The 16286-nt window shown below is 76.4% G+C and carries 11 protein-coding genes; 7 read left to right on the top strand and 4 right to left on the bottom strand.

Features of this window, described 5'->3' with window-relative positions:
- Positions 1 to 126 precede the first annotated feature (126 nt).
- On the top strand, positions 127 to 4941 hold the full coding sequence (locus GBN72_RS35890; protein WP_151772462.1) for a hypothetical protein: 4815 nt from the start codon (positions 127 to 129) through the stop codon (positions 4939 to 4941).
- 49 nt (positions 4942 to 4990) lie between these two features.
- Positions 4991 to 6661, top strand: a complete 1671-nt coding sequence (locus GBN72_RS16040; protein ID WP_151772463.1) for a hypothetical protein — start codon at positions 4991 to 4993, stop codon at positions 6659 to 6661.
- Between the two features lie 75 nt (positions 6662 to 6736).
- Here the strand turns inward: GBN72_RS16040 and GBN72_RS16045 are convergent, their stop codons facing one another.
- Positions 6737 to 8056: an extracellular catalytic domain type 1 short-chain-length polyhydroxyalkanoate depolymerase gene (locus GBN72_RS16045; protein WP_218042055.1), complete on the bottom strand. Its 1320-nt coding sequence runs from the start codon at positions 8054 to 8056 to the stop codon at positions 6737 to 6739.
- Positions 8057 to 8250: 194 nt separating this feature from the next.
- Positions 8251 to 8466 (bottom strand): hypothetical protein, encoded by a 216-nt coding sequence (locus GBN72_RS16050; RefSeq protein ID WP_151772464.1) that lies wholly within the window; start codon positions 8464 to 8466, stop codon positions 8251 to 8253.
- A gap of 134 nt (positions 8467 to 8600) precedes the next feature.
- Between GBN72_RS16050 and GBN72_RS16055 the strand changes: the two genes are divergently transcribed.
- From GBN72_RS16055 to GBN72_RS16075, 5 genes are all read left to right on the top strand, one after another.
- Complete coding sequence (locus GBN72_RS16055; protein WP_151772465.1) at positions 8601 to 9809, top strand: sensor histidine kinase; 1209 nt, start codon at positions 8601 to 8603, stop codon at positions 9807 to 9809.
- A 71-nt stretch (positions 9810 to 9880) separates the two neighbouring features.
- Positions 9881 to 10483, top strand: a complete 603-nt coding sequence (locus GBN72_RS16060) for a response regulator (protein ID WP_246212581.1) — start codon at positions 9881 to 9883, stop codon at positions 10481 to 10483.
- 390 nt (positions 10484 to 10873) lie between these two features.
- A complete protein-coding gene (locus GBN72_RS16065; RefSeq protein ID WP_151772466.1) occupies positions 10874 to 11725 on the top strand; it encodes a phosphatase PAP2 family protein in 852 nt (283 codons plus the stop codon).
- On the top strand, positions 11722 to 12612 hold the full coding sequence (locus GBN72_RS16070; RefSeq protein ID WP_246212533.1) for a DMT family protein: 891 nt from the start codon (positions 11722 to 11724) through the stop codon (positions 12610 to 12612). The genes GBN72_RS16065 and GBN72_RS16070 overlap by 4 nt, the downstream gene beginning before the upstream one ends.
- A 304-nt stretch (positions 12613 to 12916) precedes the next feature.
- A complete protein-coding gene (locus tag GBN72_RS16075; RefSeq protein ID WP_151772467.1) occupies positions 12917 to 14191 on the top strand; it encodes a hypothetical protein in 1275 nt (424 codons plus the stop codon).
- 159 nt (positions 14192 to 14350) lie between these two features.
- Here the strand turns inward: GBN72_RS16075 and GBN72_RS16080 are convergent, their stop codons facing one another.
- The gene (locus GBN72_RS16080; protein WP_151772468.1) at positions 14351 to 15874 is read right to left on the bottom strand and encodes a CATRA conflict system CASPASE/TPR repeat-associated protein; all 1524 of its coding nucleotides are present in this window, start codon (positions 15872 to 15874) and stop codon (positions 14351 to 14353) included.
- Positions 15864 to 16247 (bottom strand): CATRA system-associated protein, encoded by a 384-nt coding sequence (locus GBN72_RS16085; protein ID WP_151772469.1) that lies wholly within the window; start codon positions 16245 to 16247, stop codon positions 15864 to 15866. Before GBN72_RS16085 ends, GBN72_RS16080 begins: the two co-directional genes overlap by 11 nt.
- Positions 16248 to 16286: the final 39 nt, after the last annotated feature.

Raw genomic sequence — 16286 nt, forward strand, 5'->3', positions numbered from 1 at the left:
GGAACGACGGGCGCGGCACCGGGACCCCGGCGGACGGCCGCGCCCGCGCCGCGCGCACCGCACGCCCGCACCGCGGACGCGTGCCCACCCACTCCACCTCGCACGACGCCACCTGGACGGACGCCGATGACCACACCGCCGCCCCCGGCCTGGACCCTGACCACCGCGCTGCCCGTGGTGCTGCTCCCGGTCCGGCTGGAGACCCGCTTCACCGCCACCGAACTCCTCGTCCGCGTCTACCCGGACGAGATCCACGTCGACACCCACGAACCCCCGCTCACCGAGGACGAGGACCTCTACGGCCGCCGCTACTGGCGGACCGTCTGGGACGCCCGGGGCGACGTCCCCACCGAGGACGCCGCCTGGGCGGAACTCGCCGACCGCTTCGGCGCCGAACGCGCCGGATGGATCGCCCGCGTCCTGGAACCCGTCAACCCGCTCGAGCGCCCCGGCCCCGGCGACCCGCCGGCCTCCGGCGAGGACCCCGTGCCCGACCCGCGGTTCCCCGACCCCGGCCCGCCCCGTGAAGCCGCGTGGACCCGGCGCGCCGTCGCCCGCGCGCTGCCCACCCGCTGGTACGTCGTCGGACGGCCCAAGGAGGCCGGCGCGCCGCCCGTCACCCGCGTCACCCGCCCGGTCGCGGGCCCGTCCGGCGGCCCCCTGCCCGTCGGACCCGCCCCCACCGCCGACCTGGAGGACCTCGACCCGGCCGCGCCGCCCACCGACGACGCCACCCGCTGGCTGGCCGACTTCGCCGCCGCCGAAGCCGTCGGCATGGCCGTCCGCCTGCCCCGCGGCACCGGCTACGCGCAGGTCCTCGCCTACGGCGTCCACGAGGGCGGCCCCGAAGCCGCCACCGCCGAACTGTCCGCCCTCCTCGAAGCCCAGTACCACACCCGGGGGCTGGGCTACGTGCCGCCCGGCGCGCCCTCCAACAACACCAGCACCGCGTCCTCCCGGTACAGCCGCGACGACCAGGACCACCGCGACGCCTACCGCGTCCGGATCGCCGACCAGGCCCCGACGGACCCCGAGAGCAACGCGGGAGCCGCCTGCAGGGCCCTCGGCCTGCAGCCCGTCGCCGACCTCGACGGGGTCAAGGGCCCCGACGGCATGAGCCGGCCCGCCCCGCTGGCCCGCGCCCGGAACGCCCGCCGCGGCGACCAGGCCGCCGCCCGCCACATGGCCACCGCCCTGTGGGAGGCGACCTGGGGCTACTACCTCTCCCAGTTCGGTGAGGGCCACCTCACCGACGCCCAGATCCGCGGCACCCGCGAGCACGTCCGGCGCTTCCTGCGCCCCGGCGGCCCGCTGCCCGCGCTGCGCGTCGGCTCGCAGCCCTACGGCCTGCTGCCCGTGCTGCCGCTGAACCGCTGGACCGACCTGGAGGGCGACAGCCTCGGCACGCCGCCGCTGCCCGCCGCGGTCCCCGCCTTCCTGCGCACCCTGCGCGACCGCGTCTGGGCCCCCTCCGCCGCCGACCCGGCGGCCGTCCCCCGGATCACCCGCGGCGCGGCCGGCCGGCACACCGTGGCCGAGATCCTCGGCATGGCCCCCACCGCCCGCCGCCTCCACGCCCGCAGCGCCCTGGGGACCGACTACGTCACCGCCCTCTGGCGGTTCGGCCCGCTCGCCCTCAACGACGCGTGGCGCACCAACCTGGCCGCGCAGACCGCCTCGCTGTCCACCCGGCTCGGGATGCCCCCGTGGGAACTGGGCCCCGGACGCCTCCTGCACGCCAAGGACTCCTGGCCGCTCGACAACCCCTGGACCGACGCGCCCCCCGGCACCCCCGGCGGCAGCCCCGCCGAATACCTCGCCGCCCTCTCCGTCCCGGTGAACCCGGCGCCCGCCTGGGCCCGCGTCCCCTCCGTCCAGGACCGGAAGAACCTGCCCTGGGCCCGCTGGTGGCACGACCTCGGCACCACCCCCGCCGCCGGCCCCGCCACCCCGCTCCTCTACCGCCTGGTCCGGCACTCGCTGCTCGCCGAGTACGCCCGCGCCGTCGACGTCGTCCTCGGCACGGGCACCGCCGGACGTCGCGAACCCGAGGTGGTCGACACCGACCCGCAGGCACTGACCACCACCGTCTGGAAGCGTGCCGGCCAGGTCGTCCCCGGCACCGGCCAGAGCGCCGACGCCTACCTGTGGACCCCCGCCGCCCGGCAGCGGCCCGAACTCGCCCCGCTGTACCAGGCCCTGGAGTCCGCCGCCGCCCTCGCGGCCCTGCCCTCCGGCGAACTGGAACTGCTGCTCGCCCAGACCCTGGACGCCACCTCCCACCGGCTGGACGCCTGGATCACCTCGCTGGCCACCCGCCGCCTGGAACACCTGCGCAGGCGCGCCTCCTCCGGCAGCCACGTCGGCGGCTACGGCTGGCTGCTGGACGTGGTGCCCCGCTCCGCCGCACCCGCGCAGATCCCGCACGAGCGGCGGCCGGAGGGCGAGCGGACCGACCCGCTCGCCGCCCCGGGCGACAGCCGGCCCTGGACCCTCTTCGCGGCCGACGGCACCGCCGGGCCCGTCCACGCGCCCTCGCTCGCCCAGGCCACCACCGCGGCCCTGCTGCGCGCCGCGCAGCGCGCCCACGGGGACCGTCCCGACACGCCGACCGCCGTCGACCTCACCTCGACCCGGGCCCGCACCGCCGCCTGGCTGCTCGACGGCGTCCGCCAGGGCCGCCCGCTCGGATCCCTGCTCGGCTACCGCTTCGAACGCGCCCTCCAGGACCACCCGCTGGGCACCCTCGCCTCCTGGACCGACCGCTTCCGCGAACTGGCCCCGACCACCGCCACCCACGTCGCCCACGACGGGACCGTCGAGGAACGCGTCGTCGCCGAGGACGTCACCGACGGCCTGAGCCTGCACCGCCGCCGCGCCGCCGGCCGCCTCGACCTGGTCCGCACCGTGGGCGTCCCGGCCGGCTCCACCGCCGAGATCGCCGCGCTCACCACGGTGCTCGACGACCTGGACGACGCCGTGGACGCCGTCGCCGACACCCTGCTCGTCGAAGGCGTCCACCAGGCCGCCCAGGGCAACCCGATGCGGGCCGGGGCCACCGTCGACGCGATGGGCAACGGCGAGGCGCCGCCGCCGGAACTGGAGTCGCTGCGCACCCCCCGGGCCGGCGACGCGGTCACCCACCGGGTGCTCGTGCTGCTGCCCGGCCCGGCGGACGCGCCGGCCACCGGCGGGCTCCGCGCCCTGGCCAAGGACCCCGGCGGGGGCGCGGGGGAGACCCCGCCGATCTACGTCCCCCGGCCGCCGGAGGACGACGAGGAACTGCCCGGCGGCGACGTGGTCCCGCTGCCCGACGACGGCCCCGGCGGCCCGCCGCCCGGTGACGACGGCCCGCTGCCCGACGACGGTGACGGCGACCCCGGCGGCCAGGACCCGTCGCCCGCCGGGCGGGGCTGGGCCGCCGACCCGGCCACCCAGAGCCGCGCCGTGGCCGAACCCGCCCTCGACGCCTGGCTGACCGGCCTGCTGCCCCACCCGGCCGGCCTCACCCTCACCGTCCGCCTCGCCGACGGCGACACCCGCGGCGTCCCCCTCGCCGGACTGCCGCTGTCCCCGCTCGACCTGCTCGCCCTCGGCCTCTCCCCGGAGGCGCTCCCCGGCTCCGACCTGGAACGCCACCTGTTGCAGCACGCCGACACCCGGCTCGTCGCCCAGCAGGTCACCGCCCGCCCGGTCGCCGTCGTGGCCGACGAGGACGGACTCGGCGTGCTGCTGGAGGCCGTCCGCGCCGCCCGCGAGCTCCTGCGCACCGCACGGCCGTTGCGCCCCGCCGACCTGGCACTGCCGGAGGCCGCGCCCACCGGGCCGGACGAGGCCGAACCGGCCGACCCCGCCCTGACCGCACGTGCCCTCGCGGTCCGCGCCGTGGTCGACCAGGCCGCCGCCGACCTCGCCACCCCGGCCTCCGCCCCGGCCGCCACCCGGATCACCGCCCACCACCGGGGCCTGACCACCGCCAGCCTGATCGGCGTGCCCGCGGCGGCGCCCCCGCTGCGCCCGCGCCCCGGCACCCCGGACGACCGGCTCACCGAACACGCCGCCCTGCTGGGCAGCCTCGCCGCCACCGTCGCCCCCGAACTCGACCGCCGCCGCGGCCGGGCGGACCTGCTGTCCGAGGCCCGCGCCGCCGGCGTGGTCACCGCCCGCCAGTGGGCCGAGCAGACCCTCACCGCCCTCCTCGGCACCGACCTCGTCCTCCTGCCTTCCTTCGACGCCCCGTCACCCGGCGACCTCACGGACTCCCTCGCCCACGCCGACACCCTCCTCGACGGCGACCCGCACGCCCCGGTCGGCTGGCTCACCCGGCTCGGCCGGGTCCGCCGCGGCGTGGAACGCCTGGTCACCACCCTCGGCTACGCCGAGGCCCTGGAAGCGGGCGACGCCCTGACCGCGGTCGTCGCCCAGACCCCGTACACCCCCCCCGCCCCGGACCCCGACCACCCCGACCGGCCCGCCCGCGCCGAACGCTGGGCCGCCCTGCCCTCCGCCACCGGCGGGAGCCCCGGCGCCCGGCTCTCCCTCGTCCTGCACACCCCCGGCACGTCCGCGCCCGAGGACCTGCTCACCGGCCGGCTGCGCGGGCTGGTCGTCGACGAATGGACCGAGGTGGTGCCCCGCGCCGAGCAGACCACCGGCCTCGCCCTGCACATCGACGCGCCGGACGCCGCGCCCCCGCAGGCCGTCCTGCTCGCCGTGCCCCCGGACGCCTCGCCGACCTGGACGCCGGACCTGCTCGGCGCGACCGTCGAGTCCGCCCTGGAACTCGCCCGGCTGCGCGCCGTCGACCACGAGGCGCTGCACCCCGACAGCCCCACCGCCGTCGCCGACATCGGGCAGCTCGCCCCCGCCGCCGTCCTCGCCGCCAACGTGGCCCACCTGGATGCCGTCGCCACCGACTTCACCCGCGGACTGCCCCAGTAGCCCCCGGACCGGACCGATCCGGGAGCTCCCGGAGACAGGAGCGTCACCCATGCCCTCCATCACCAGCTGGACCCGGCTGGAACCCCGCGCCCGCACCGGCGACCTGCGCCCCTCCCTGGAGGCACAGGTCCACGACCCCGCCTGGATGCTCGCCCGCCAGTGGCAGCTCGGCGAGTTCCTCGGCGACGACGCGGGCAGCCCCGTCTGGGTGCGGGTCCGCGGCCACGCCGACCGCGTCACCCGCTACCGCCCCGGACCCGCGCACGGACCCGGCGTCCCCTACGACGGGAACACCCCCCTCGAGGCGCTCGCCGAGGCCGAGCCCGGCGGCCCCGGCTCCACCGCCGCGGACCTGCGGGCGGGCGCCGAGAGCGGCCAGCACCTGCTGCGCATGCTGCGCGCCGCGGACCTTCCCGCCGACGCCGTCGCCGAGGCCGTCACCCTCCTCCTCGACGACTACCCGCTCGGCCTCACCGGCGAGGAGGGCGCCGTCGACGAGGCGACCGTGCGCTACCTCGCGGTGCTGCGCGGCCGCGTGCCGGACGGCACCTCCGTCGCCTTCACCCTGCACGCCTCCCCGCCCACCCCCCAGGAACCGCTGTGGGGTCTGCCGCCCGAGGCGGTCCCCGTCCTGGAGGCATGGCTCGCCTGGTACGACGAACGCCACCTGACCGCCGCCGGGACGGGCCCGGACACCTGGGACCCGCGGCGGCTGGAGTACCGCTTCTCGGTCGGCCTCGCCGAAGGGTTCACCGAGACCACCCTGACCGCCGACGCGTACCAGGGCGGCACCCTCGACTGGACCGACTTCACCGCCACGGGGGCCACCGGGCTGGCCCCGGCGCCCGACCGCACGCCGCTGCTGTCCACAACCTTCCCCGCGCCCGTCCGCTTCCCCGGCATGCCGGCCCGCCGCTTCTGGGAGTTCGAGGACGCGCGGGTCGCCCTCGGCTCCGTCGAGGCGGCGCCGTCCGACCTGGCCCGGATGCTGGTCGCCGAGTTCGCCACCGTCTACGGCAACGACTGGTACCTGGTCCCGCTGGACGTCCCGGCCGGCTCCCTCACCACGGTGACCTCCGTCGTCGTCGGTGACACCTTCAGCTCCGAACTCGGCGGCCCCACCCTGCTGCCGCTGCCGGGCGCCGGAGCCGGCGACGCCCACTGGTCGCTCTACCGCCTCGGCACCGCCTCCGGCGGCCGCCGCACCGCGCTCTTCGTCCCGCCGGTCACCGCGAGCTCCCTGGAGAGCGACCCGCTCGAGGAAGTGCTGCTGGTCCGCGACGAGGACGCCAACCTGGCCTGGGCCGTCGAACGCCGCGTCCCCACGCCGCACGGCGCCACCCTCGACCGCAACCGCGCCACCCCGCCCGCCGAGGCGGCCCCGGCCCCGCCCGCCGGCACCCTGGCCTACCGGCTGCGCACCGAGGTCCCCGACCACTGGCTGCCCCTGGTCCCCGTCGAACCGCGCCCCGGCTCCTACCGCCTGCGCCTGTCCCGCCTCGACGGGAGCCGGCCCCTCGGCCGCCTGCTCCGCCCCGGACTCCCCGGCCCCTACGACCTGTTCGCCGAGGAGGTCCCCCGGGAGGGCCTCACCGTCACCCGCGCCCACCAGTACGCCCGCGGCAGCGACGGCCGGGGCGTCCTGTGGACCGCCCGCCACACCCGCCCCGGCCGCGGCGGTTCCACCTCGGGCCTCCGCTTCGACCTCACGGAGGAGTGACGACCGCCCCGGCCCCCTCGCCGGGACGCCCGGCGAGGGGGCCGGGGCGGCGAGGGGGCCGGGTGGGTCAGCCGGTCAGCCGGTCTGGCAGGTGGATCCGTTGAGCTTGAAGTCCGTCGGCGTCCCGGCGTCACCCGCGTGGGTGGCCTGGAAGCCGATGGAGGTGCCGGCGCCCGGGGCGAGCGTCCCGTTGTGGCCGACGTTCCTGGCCGTGACGGCGCCGCCGGCGGAGGAGAAGGTCGCGTTCCAGCCGGAGGTGATGGTCTGCCCGGAGCGCAGGGTGAACGTCAGCGTCCATCCGGTGAGCGTCGACGAACCGGTGTTGGTGATCGTGATGTTGTCGGTGAGACCGGTGTTCCACGCGCTGACGGTGTTCGTCACCCGGCAGGCACCGCTCGGCGGCGGAGTGGTCGGCGGAGGGGTGGTCGGCGGCGGCGTGGTGGGCGGCGGTGTGGTCTGGTCCAGGCCGAAGAACGCGATGGCCCTGGCGGCCATGCCGGAGGTGGGCAGGCTGTGGCCGACGCCCGAGAGGCTGATGGCCTCGACGGGCGCCTGGGTGCCGTTGGCGCCGTAGCGGGTGCGGGTCCAGCCGGACTGCGGGCTGTCGGTCAGCACCGGGGTCTGGCTCACGCCCAGCACGTTGGTCCACTGCTTGACCGCTTCGCCGAGGTTGTTGTGGTGCAGCGTCGTGTCCGTCGCGCCGTGCCAGAGCTGCACGCGCGGCCGCGGTCCGCCGTAGCCGGGATAGGCGGCGCGCACCAGGTCACCCCACTGCTGGGGCGTCCTGCTGATCTGGCCGTTGGCGCAGGCGCTGTTCCATCCCGATCCGTCGGTGGTGGCGAAACACCCGAACGGCACGCCCATGAACGACGCCCCGGCCTTGAAGACGTCCGGGTAGTCGCCGAGGAGCACGTTGGTCATCATCGCCCCCGAGGAGGCCCCGGTGACGTAGACGCGGCTCGCGTCGGCGCCGTGCCGCTGCACCACGGAGCGCACCATGGAGGCGATGCTCGTCGGGTCACTGCCACCGTCGTGCCGGAGCGCCTGCGGGGAGGAGACGTCGAAACACTGGCCGCTGACGTTGGCGTCCGGGTAGACGACGATGAACCCGTACCGGTCGGCCAGCGAGGCGAACTCGGTGCCCGAGTGGAAGCCGGGCCCGGTGCCGGTGCAGTAGTGGACCGCGACCACGACCGGCGGACGTGATCCGGCACTGGCGGGAACGTACTCGTACATGCGCAGGTTGCCGGGATTGTTCCCGAAATCGGTCACCTCGGTCAGCGAGGCGGCCTGTGCGCTCGGCGCCGAGAGGAGGAAGCCGGTGAGCAGGGGAACCACCCCTCCCAGCAGTGTCAGCAGGAAGGGGCGTAAGCGTGACTTCCGTCCGGTCTTCACGTGCGTGTCCTTTCCGCGGGGGCGGAACCGATACGGCCGGTCCGAGGGGCGTGACGGCTCGAGGTCTTCGAAAGTTTCGGTCCCTTTGTCGAATTGATGCGGATAAGTTAAGTGTGGGGCTTGTGGGGAGTCAACGGCCGCGGCGCAGCAGGCGGTTGCGCACGTCCCCGGCGGTGCCCGGCGGCGCGAGGGCCTCACCCCTCGTGCGTGCCGTCCTTCCGGCCCGCGGCCACCCCCACGGCCGTCCCGAGGACGAGGAGTGCGACGCCGATGTAGATCTCGTAGCCGTCGACGTAGACGTACCGCATGAAGCCCATCACGGGGATCCACGTGTCGAAGAAGCGCTGGACGAGCCCCTGGAGGCCGCCGACGACGAGGACGAAGCTGAGAAAACCGAGGAAACCCTTCATGGGCCCATCGTGACGGCGCGGTCGGCGGACGGCGTCGGGCGTCGGTATCGGACGGGGGCGGCCTTGTCGTCCGAAAGTATCGCTCCCGGGCGCACCGCGCCGGGCACGGCCGGGTCGCCCGTACATTCGAGGCCATGCGCACCCGCTCCGCCCTCTACGTCGACATCGCCTTCTTCCTCTTCGCCGTGGTCTTCTCCGTCGTCACGGCGGACGCCTCGTACCGGGGCGACGTGTCCGCCGGCGTGCCGGTGGCGGAGCAGGCCGCCGGGGCGCTCGGCTGCGCCGCGGTGTTCCTGCGGCGGCGGTGGCCGGTGTGGCTGGCCGTGCTGCTCATGCTCGCCGGCACCCAGTTCCACTTCCTGACCGGAGCGACCCTGGTGGCCCTGTTCACCGTCGCCGCGCACCGCCCGCGCCGGGTCACCGCCTGGCTGGGCGGTTTCACCCTCGCCCAGTTCGGGCTGTTCCTGGCGGTGGACCTGGACCGGGGCGAGGAAGCCGTCGGGTCGGCGCTCACCTACTTCACGCTGGTCGCCTGCGCGATCGGCTGGGGGCTGTACGTACGCTCCCGGCGGGCCCTCGTCGCGACCCTCGAGGAGCGCGCGGTCCGGGCCGCGGACGAGGCCCGGCGGCAGGTGCGGGAGGAGATCGCGAGGGAGATGCACGACGTCCTGGCCCACCGGTTGTCGCTGCTGAGCGTGCAGGCCGGGGCGGTCGAGTACAACCCGGGGGCCTCGCCGGACGACGTCCGCCGGGCCGCGGGGGTGATCCGCGCCGCCGCGCACCAGGCGCTGGAGGACCTGCGGGAGGTGATCGGCGTCCTCCGCGCCCCGGGCGCGCGGGGGGACGAGGGCGACAGGCCGCAGCCCGGCCTCGCCGACCTGGAGCGGCTGCTCGACGAGTCCCGGGCCGCCGGGATGCGCGTCACCCACCGCGTGGCGGTCACCGGCACCGGACCGGGCGCCGACCCCGGCCCCCCGCACGCGACCACCGGCCGCACCGCCTACCGTGTCGTGCAGGAGGGGCTGACCAACGCGCGCAAGCACGCCCCCGGGGCGGAGGTGACCGTGACGGTGACGGGCGGACCGGGGGCGGGACTGACGGTCGAGGTGGTCAATCCGCTGGACAAGGGGCCGTCGCCCGGCGGCGCGGCGGCCGTGGACCGCGTCGCCGACGGCGACGCCATCCCCGGGGCCGGCCAGGGACTGGCAGGTCTGACCGAACGGGTGACGCTGGCCGGCGGCCGGCTGGAGCACGGCGCGCGGGACGGCCGTTTCACGGTGTGCGCCCGCCTGCCGTGGAAGGCGGCCGGCGTCCCGGGCGGGACGGAGGGATCCACGGCGTGAGCGGTGTCGGGAACACGATCCGGGTCCTGCTCGTCGACGACGACCCGTTGGTGCGGTCCGCGCTGCGGCTGATGCTGGGCGGCGCCCCCGACATCGACGTCGTCGCCGAGGCCGCCGACGGGGCGCAGGCGCAGACCCTCGCGGCACGGCATCTGCCCGACATCGTCCTGATGGACATCCGGATGGCGGGCATGGACGGTCTCACCGCCACCGAGATCCTGCGCGGGGCCCAGCGGCCCCCGGAGGTGCTGATGCTGACCACCTTCCACGCCGACGCACTCGTCCTGCGCGCCCTGCGCGCGGGCGCCGCCGGCTACCTGCTGAAGGACACCCCGCCGCAGGACATCGTGGCGGCGGTGCGCAGGGTGGTCGCCGGTGAGCCGGTGCTCTCGCCGTCCGTGACCCGGCAGCTCATCGCCCGGGCCACGGACGGCCGGAACGAACGCGACGCCCGGGCCGCCCACGCCCGGCAGCGGCTCGCCCTGCTGGCGGAACGCGAGCGCGAGGTGGCCGTCGCGGTCGGCCGGGGCCGCAGCAACGGGGAGATCGCGGGCGAACTGCACATGGCGCTGCCGACGGTGAAGACCCACGTCTCGCGCATCCTCGCGAAGCTGGAACTCAACAACCGCGTGCAGATCGCGATCGTCGTCCACGAAGCGGGGCTGGGGGAGTAGACGCGGGGCCGGGGGAGTGGAGGAGCGGCCGGGCCGCTCCCGCCGGGGAAGGCGGGGACCGCGTCGGGCCGGGCCGGGCGCGGGCAGCGTCGCGGCCTCGGCGTGCCGCGTCAGGTGCTCCGCGTCGGCGCGCCGTCGACGTCCGCGCACCGGGCGCGCCGCCCGGGCCCGGCGGCCACGCCCTCCATGGTGACGGCCTCGTGGGCGGGGCGCGGAGCTCCTCGAGCACGGCGTCGAAGGCCGTGGCGTCCTGTCCACCCCTGTCGTGCCGGCGTGACGACGGATGAATGTAGGATACAACCGCTTATCGATACGGAGTCGTATCGATACGTGAGCGTACCGGTGGGTCGGCGCGGCGCGAGGGCCCGACTGAAAGAGAAGAGGACGGGGTTGCGAGCCCTGACGAAGCCCACCGGGTCCGGGCCGGGAGCCGTGCCCCGGCCGCCGGTGGTCCGGGAACTCCTGCTCGTCGCGGGACTCTTCGTCGTCTACAAGATCGGACGCCGGCTCGCCCTCGGCCGTACCGACGCGGCCTTCCGCAACGCGGACCGGATGTGGGACCTCGAGCGCGTGCTCCACCTGCCCGGCGAAGGCGCCGTGCAGTCCCTGCTGTTGCGTGACGACACGATGGTGCACCTGGCGAATGTCTACTACGCGACCGTGCACTTCCCCGCCACCGTGCTGTTCCTGGTGTGGCTGTACCTCCGCCGCCCGCTCCACTACGTCTGGGCGCGCCGCGTCCTGGCGCTCGTCACGGCGGCGGCGCTCGTCCTGCCGTTCACGTTCCCCCTGGCTCCCCCGCGGATGCTGGCGTCCACCGCACTGGTGGACACCGGCAGGCTCTACGGGCCGTCGGTGTACGGCCCCCCGAACACCGACCACCTCTCCAACCAGTTCGCCGCGATGCCCTCGCTGCACTTCGGCTGGGCGCTGATGGTCGCGATCGGTCTGATCGCGGCCACCCGGTCGCGGTGGCGCGCGCTGTGGCTGGTGCACCCGCTGATCACCCTGACGGTCATCGTCGGGACGGCGAACCACTACTGGCTGGACGCCGTGGCCGCCGCCGTCATGCTGGGCGCCGCCCTCACCGTGGTCCCCGTGCCCGGCCGCGGCGGCGCCCGGGCGGCGGGACCCGCGCGGTCCCGGGAGACGGCCGCGGCCGGCGGGCGGTCCCGGACCGGTCGCGGGCCCGTCGCAGCACCCGCCGCGGGCGGTCGCACCTTCGAGGCGGCGGCCCCGTGACCGACACCCTGACCGCGGTCGCCGTCTCCCTCCTGTCGGCCGTCGCCTACGCGCTGGCCGCCGTGGCCCAGGAACGCCTCGCCTCCCGCGCCCCGCGGCCCGGCCTCGCACCGCTGCTCCGCTCGGGCCCGTGGTGGGCCTCCACCGGCCTGAACGCCGGCGGCGCGCTGCTGCACGTCGTCGCGCTCGACCACGGCCCGCTTTCCGTCGTCCAGCCGCTGGGCGCGCTGACCCTGGTCGTCGCGGTGCCCCTGGGCGCCAAGGCTGCCGGACGGCGGGTCAGCGGCGCCGAATGGCGGGGCACCGCCCTGACCCTGGCGGGTCTCGCCGCCCTGCTGGTGTCCGCCTCCGGGCCCGCGCCGGTCCGCGGCCTGTCGCCCGTCGCCGCGATCGGGGTCGCCGGCTGTGCCGCCGCGCTGATGGGCGTCCTGGCCCGGCCCGGCACCAGGCCCGGACTCCGCCACGCCACGGCGGCCGGGGTGTCGTCCGGTGTCGCCTCGGCGCTCACCCAGACCCTCACCGTGGCCGCCACCGGGCCCGGGGGCCCGGGACTCGGCCCGCAGACCGTGATGGTGGCCGTCCTGGTCGCGGCGTTCGCGGCCGGCGGCCTGCTCATCGCGCAGACGGCCTACCGCTCCGGCCTCGGCGCACCGCTGGCGGTCACCACGCTGGTCAACCCGGTGGCCGCGTCCGTGATCGGTCTCGTCCTGCTCGGGGAACACCTCCAGGACGGCCTGCTCGGCGTGCCGCTGGCCCTCGCGGGGGCCGTCGCCGCGGCGAGAGGGGTCGTCCTGCTGACCCACACCACGGCCGGCCCCGGGCGGGCGCGGCGGCCGGGGGAGGGCGAGCCGCGGGAACGAGGGCGTCCGCACGGGCAGCTCGCCTGACGGGCCGCCGGGCCGGCACCCCGCCACCTCCGGGCCGCATCCGGCCGGCCCGTCGTTCGTGTCGTTCATGTTTCAGCCGGCGTCGATCTGTGGAATCCCGCCCGGTCAGATGATCGAATGCCGATCACGTCGACCGCGCGGTTCGGCCGGCTGCCGCGGTGATCCGCCCCGCGGGCGTATCCGCACACCCCCCTTCCTCCGGCCCGGCGGGGCCGCCGGGCACAACCGGTGATCCCCGCGGGCGCGCCCACCCGGGCGTTCCGGAGGAGCGGGGAGGCACCTCACGTACTCCTGGAGCAAGTGGATGACTTCGAACCGATCGCACCTTCCCGGCGGCCCGTCACGCCGTGCCGTCCTGGCCGCGGGTGTCGCCGCCGCGGGCCTCACGGCCCTCGGGGCCGCCCCGGCCCACGCCGGCTCCGCCGGCCGGCCGGGCGGCGCGGCCGGCGATCCGCTCGGCTCGGGTGCCTCCCTCTACTCCCTGGTCGAGGCCTTCGGCAGGTGGAACCACCGCACCGGGACGAGCGACGAGGCGGCAGCGCTCCGCTGGCTCGAGCGTGAGCTGCGAAACCTGGGCGCGGTCACCGGCCGCTGGTACTACGAATACCCGCACTACGACTGGAAGGCGCGGGTCCGGGTCGGGAACGCCGACGTGCCGACCCTCCCGCTGTACTACGAGGGCGTGGGACGGGTGAAGGGCCGCGCGGACTTCGTCCGGCCGGTGACCACCGCCAAGGACGGGAACGACCCCGCTGTGCTCGCGGCCCTGGCCGAGGCCGCCCAGGCCGGTGCGTCGGTGGCGGTCCTGCCGACCACCAGCACCACCGCCCTCTACCCCGCCTACGACGGACTGGTCGCCTACAACAGCGACCCCGACGCCCCGAAGACCGGCATCCCCACGCTCCTCGTCCCCGGACGGTTCGCGGACCGCATCCAGCGCCATGGAGCCGACGTCGACTTCCGGGCCCGGACCGTCACGGCACGCGCGTACTGCCTGACCGGCTGGCTCGGCACCCGGACGCCCGTCGCCGACCCGATCGTCGTGACGACCCCGCTGAGCGGATGGTTCACCTGCGCGGCGGAGCGCGGGACCGGCCTCGCGCTGTCGCTGGCCCTTGCGGCCGAACTCGCCCGCGAGCACCCGGTGTTCTTCCTCGGGAACACCGGTCACGAACTCGGCAACTACGGCGTGCGCGCCTACCTGGCCGAAGAGTTCGACCTGCGGCCGCGCGCGGTCGTCCACCTGGGCTCCGCCCTCGCAGCGGCCGCCCCCGGCGCCGACGGGCGCTTCGAACTCGGGCCCCGCGTCGCGGCCAGCAACCCCGCCTTCGAGACGGTTCCCGGCCTCGCCGCGGACCTCGCCACGGCGCGGTTCGGCCAGGCGGCCAAGTTCCCGGGCGAGGGCGCGGTGTGGAACCAGCTCCTCGGCCCCTCGGTCCCGCTGCTCTCCCTGGCCGGCAACTTCCGCCAGTTCCACACCCCGGACGACCTGGCCCACCTCACCACCTCGCCCGAGGTGCTGGAGCAGGCCTACACCGCCGTTCGGGCCGGGATGCGCGACCTGCTCGCCGCCACCTGACCACCGCGGGCAGCCCTGAACGGCCACCGGGCCACAAGCACCGGGCCACACGCACCGGGCCAAGCGCACGGGGCTGCCCGGCGCGGCGGCGCGCGGCGTGGGCGGGGCGCGGCGTGAACGGGGCGGGACGCCGCCCGCGTTCCGTGTTCACCCGCCGCCTCACCTGCCGCGCGACGTCCGCACCCGGTCCGTGAGCAGGGCGGCGAGTCCCGAGGCCAGGGCACACGCGGCGCTCACCAGCGGGTGGGCCGGGCCGTCGGTCCAGGCCACCGCGCCCACCGACGCGCCCAGCCAGCCCGTGGCCGCACCCATGGCGAACACGGAGAGCCGGTCGAACCAGGTCGGCCGGCGGGACCCGCCGTCCGCCCGCCGCCGGCGCAGCGACTGCACCGGCAGCGAGAGCGCCAGCACCGACAGCCAGGTGATCGACGGCGCGTGCAGCGCGCCCGGCAGCGGCAGCCGGTAGGAGAGCGCCTGGATCGCGGCGAGCGCCATGAGCAGGGAACCGAGCACGGCTCCCTGGGTGACCGTCGTCCGCTGCTGGTGGAGCTGCATGCGCTGCTGCACGACGACCGCCGAGGTGCGGGCGATCTCGTCCGCCTCCCTCTTCACCGATTCCCCGTGGCCGATGTCGTCGTCGAGGAGGGCGATGAGGCCGTCGCCCAACTGGTCGGGGCCGCCCCGGCCACCCGGGCCGCCCGGGCCGTCGTCGGGTCCGGGCGGCAGCACCCCGGTCATCGTGTCCGTCGTGATCCGCGCCGAGTGGCGCATGTCGCGCAGATCGCGCAGCGACTGGTTGATCCCCTGGTCGCCGACGTACAGCGCGGCGATGGCGGCATCGGCCGCGAGCACGTCGTGCACGGACGAGCCGCCGGCCAGCACCTCGCCCGACAGCCGCGCCAGCCGTTCGGACGCGTCGGACAGGCGCGCGCACAGGGCGCGGAAGGCCGGCCGGTGCGCGCGGTGCACCGACGCCTGGTGGCGCAGGCGGGCCGCCCCCTCCAGACAGCGCGTCAGCGGAGCCGGGCCGCCGGCGCGCCGGACGTGCCAGGCCCAGGCGTCGAAGGCGTCCTCCCGGGCCGAGGGCCCCACCGCGACGACCGCCCACGGGTCCGAGACCGACCGGGGAGGGGCGGACCACAGGATTCGGAAGCCGTCGGGAGTGCCACGCCACGCTCCGTCGGGCGGCGCCGCCGACGGGGGTACTGAGGCGAGGAGCCGGCCGGGACCGCCGGCGTTCCCCACGGTCCGTCGGCCCTGGAGGGCCCGGAAGACGTGCACAGTGCCCAGGGCGGTGGTGTGCGGGAGGGGCGTCGTCGCGGCCTCCCAGTGGGAGAGCATCTCGCCCCAGGAGAGGCGGGGGGCCGGGAACTGGACGACGGTGACGGCGACGACGTCGTGGCGGACGTAGGCGAACGCCTGCGCCGGACGGGATCCGGTGCGCTGGCAGGCGGCGAGCAGCCGGTACCCGGTGTCCTGGCCCGGCCCGGCGAGCGGCGCCAGGGCGGGGAGCCCGGCCGGGCCGTGGTGCGGGACCGGGTCGTGCAGGCCGAGCCGGTCGCGCAGGCGTGACCACATCAGCCCCACGGACGCGACGCCGTTCTCCTCGTCCTCGGCGGCACCTGCCAGGTGGGCGAACGTGTGGACGATCAGGGCGTGTCCCGCGGAGCGGTCACGAGCCATCGGCGGGGGCGGGATCGACGCGGCCGACCGGGCCGGCGTGGTCGCCCGGATCCGCCCGGCCGGGGCGGGCCACGTCCGCCTCGGCCACCCGGATACGGGTGATCAGCCGGTCGAGGCGTTCCGCCAGCGGTGGCGGCGGGGGCGTCAGGTCGTCCGGGCCACCGAGCATCCGCATCCTGACGGCCGGGAGGGAGTCCTCCAGCGTGTACAGGGCGAGCCGCAGACGATCCGGGTCCCTCCGGCGGACGGCGCCCTCCAGGCCGGTGAGCGCGGCGTCCAGCCGGGCCCAGACCGCGCGGTTCGCCACGGGCGTCGCCCCGGCTGCCTCGAGCAGGAGACGCGCTTCCTCCAGTGCGTTCCGCCAGTCGCTCAAACGGGGCCTCCCGCAGGGTCCAAGTGCCGTGAACTACGT

This window comes from Streptomyces abyssomicinicus (genome assembly GCF_008974245.1).
Classification (GTDB): domain Bacteria; phylum Actinomycetota; class Actinomycetes; order Streptomycetales; family Streptomycetaceae; genus Streptomyces; species Streptomyces abyssomicinicus.

What these genes read in the sequence shown, in the direction of transcription:
- GBN72_RS16075 (WP_151772467.1), top strand. Translation starts at nt 12,917, where the DNA reads ATGACTTCGAACCGATCGCACCTTCCCGGCGGCCCGTCACGCCGTGCC.
- GBN72_RS16080 (WP_151772468.1), bottom strand. Translation starts at nt 15,874, where the DNA reads ATGGCTCGTGACCGCTCCGCGGGACACGCCCTGATCGTCCACACGTTC.
- GBN72_RS16050 (WP_151772464.1), bottom strand. Translation starts at nt 8,466, where the DNA reads ATGAAGGGTTTCCTCGGTTTTCTCAGCTTCGTCCTCGTCGTCGGCGGC.
- GBN72_RS35890 (WP_151772462.1), top strand. Translation starts at nt 127, where the DNA reads ATGACCACACCGCCGCCCCCGGCCTGGACCCTGACCACCGCGCTGCCC.
- GBN72_RS16055 (WP_151772465.1), top strand. Translation starts at nt 8,601, where the DNA reads ATGCGCACCCGCTCCGCCCTCTACGTCGACATCGCCTTCTTCCTCTTC.
- GBN72_RS16060 (WP_246212581.1), top strand. Translation starts at nt 9,881, where the DNA reads ATGCTGGGCGGCGCCCCCGACATCGACGTCGTCGCCGAGGCCGCCGAC.
- GBN72_RS16040 (WP_151772463.1), top strand. Translation starts at nt 4,991, where the DNA reads ATGCCCTCCATCACCAGCTGGACCCGGCTGGAACCCCGCGCCCGCACC.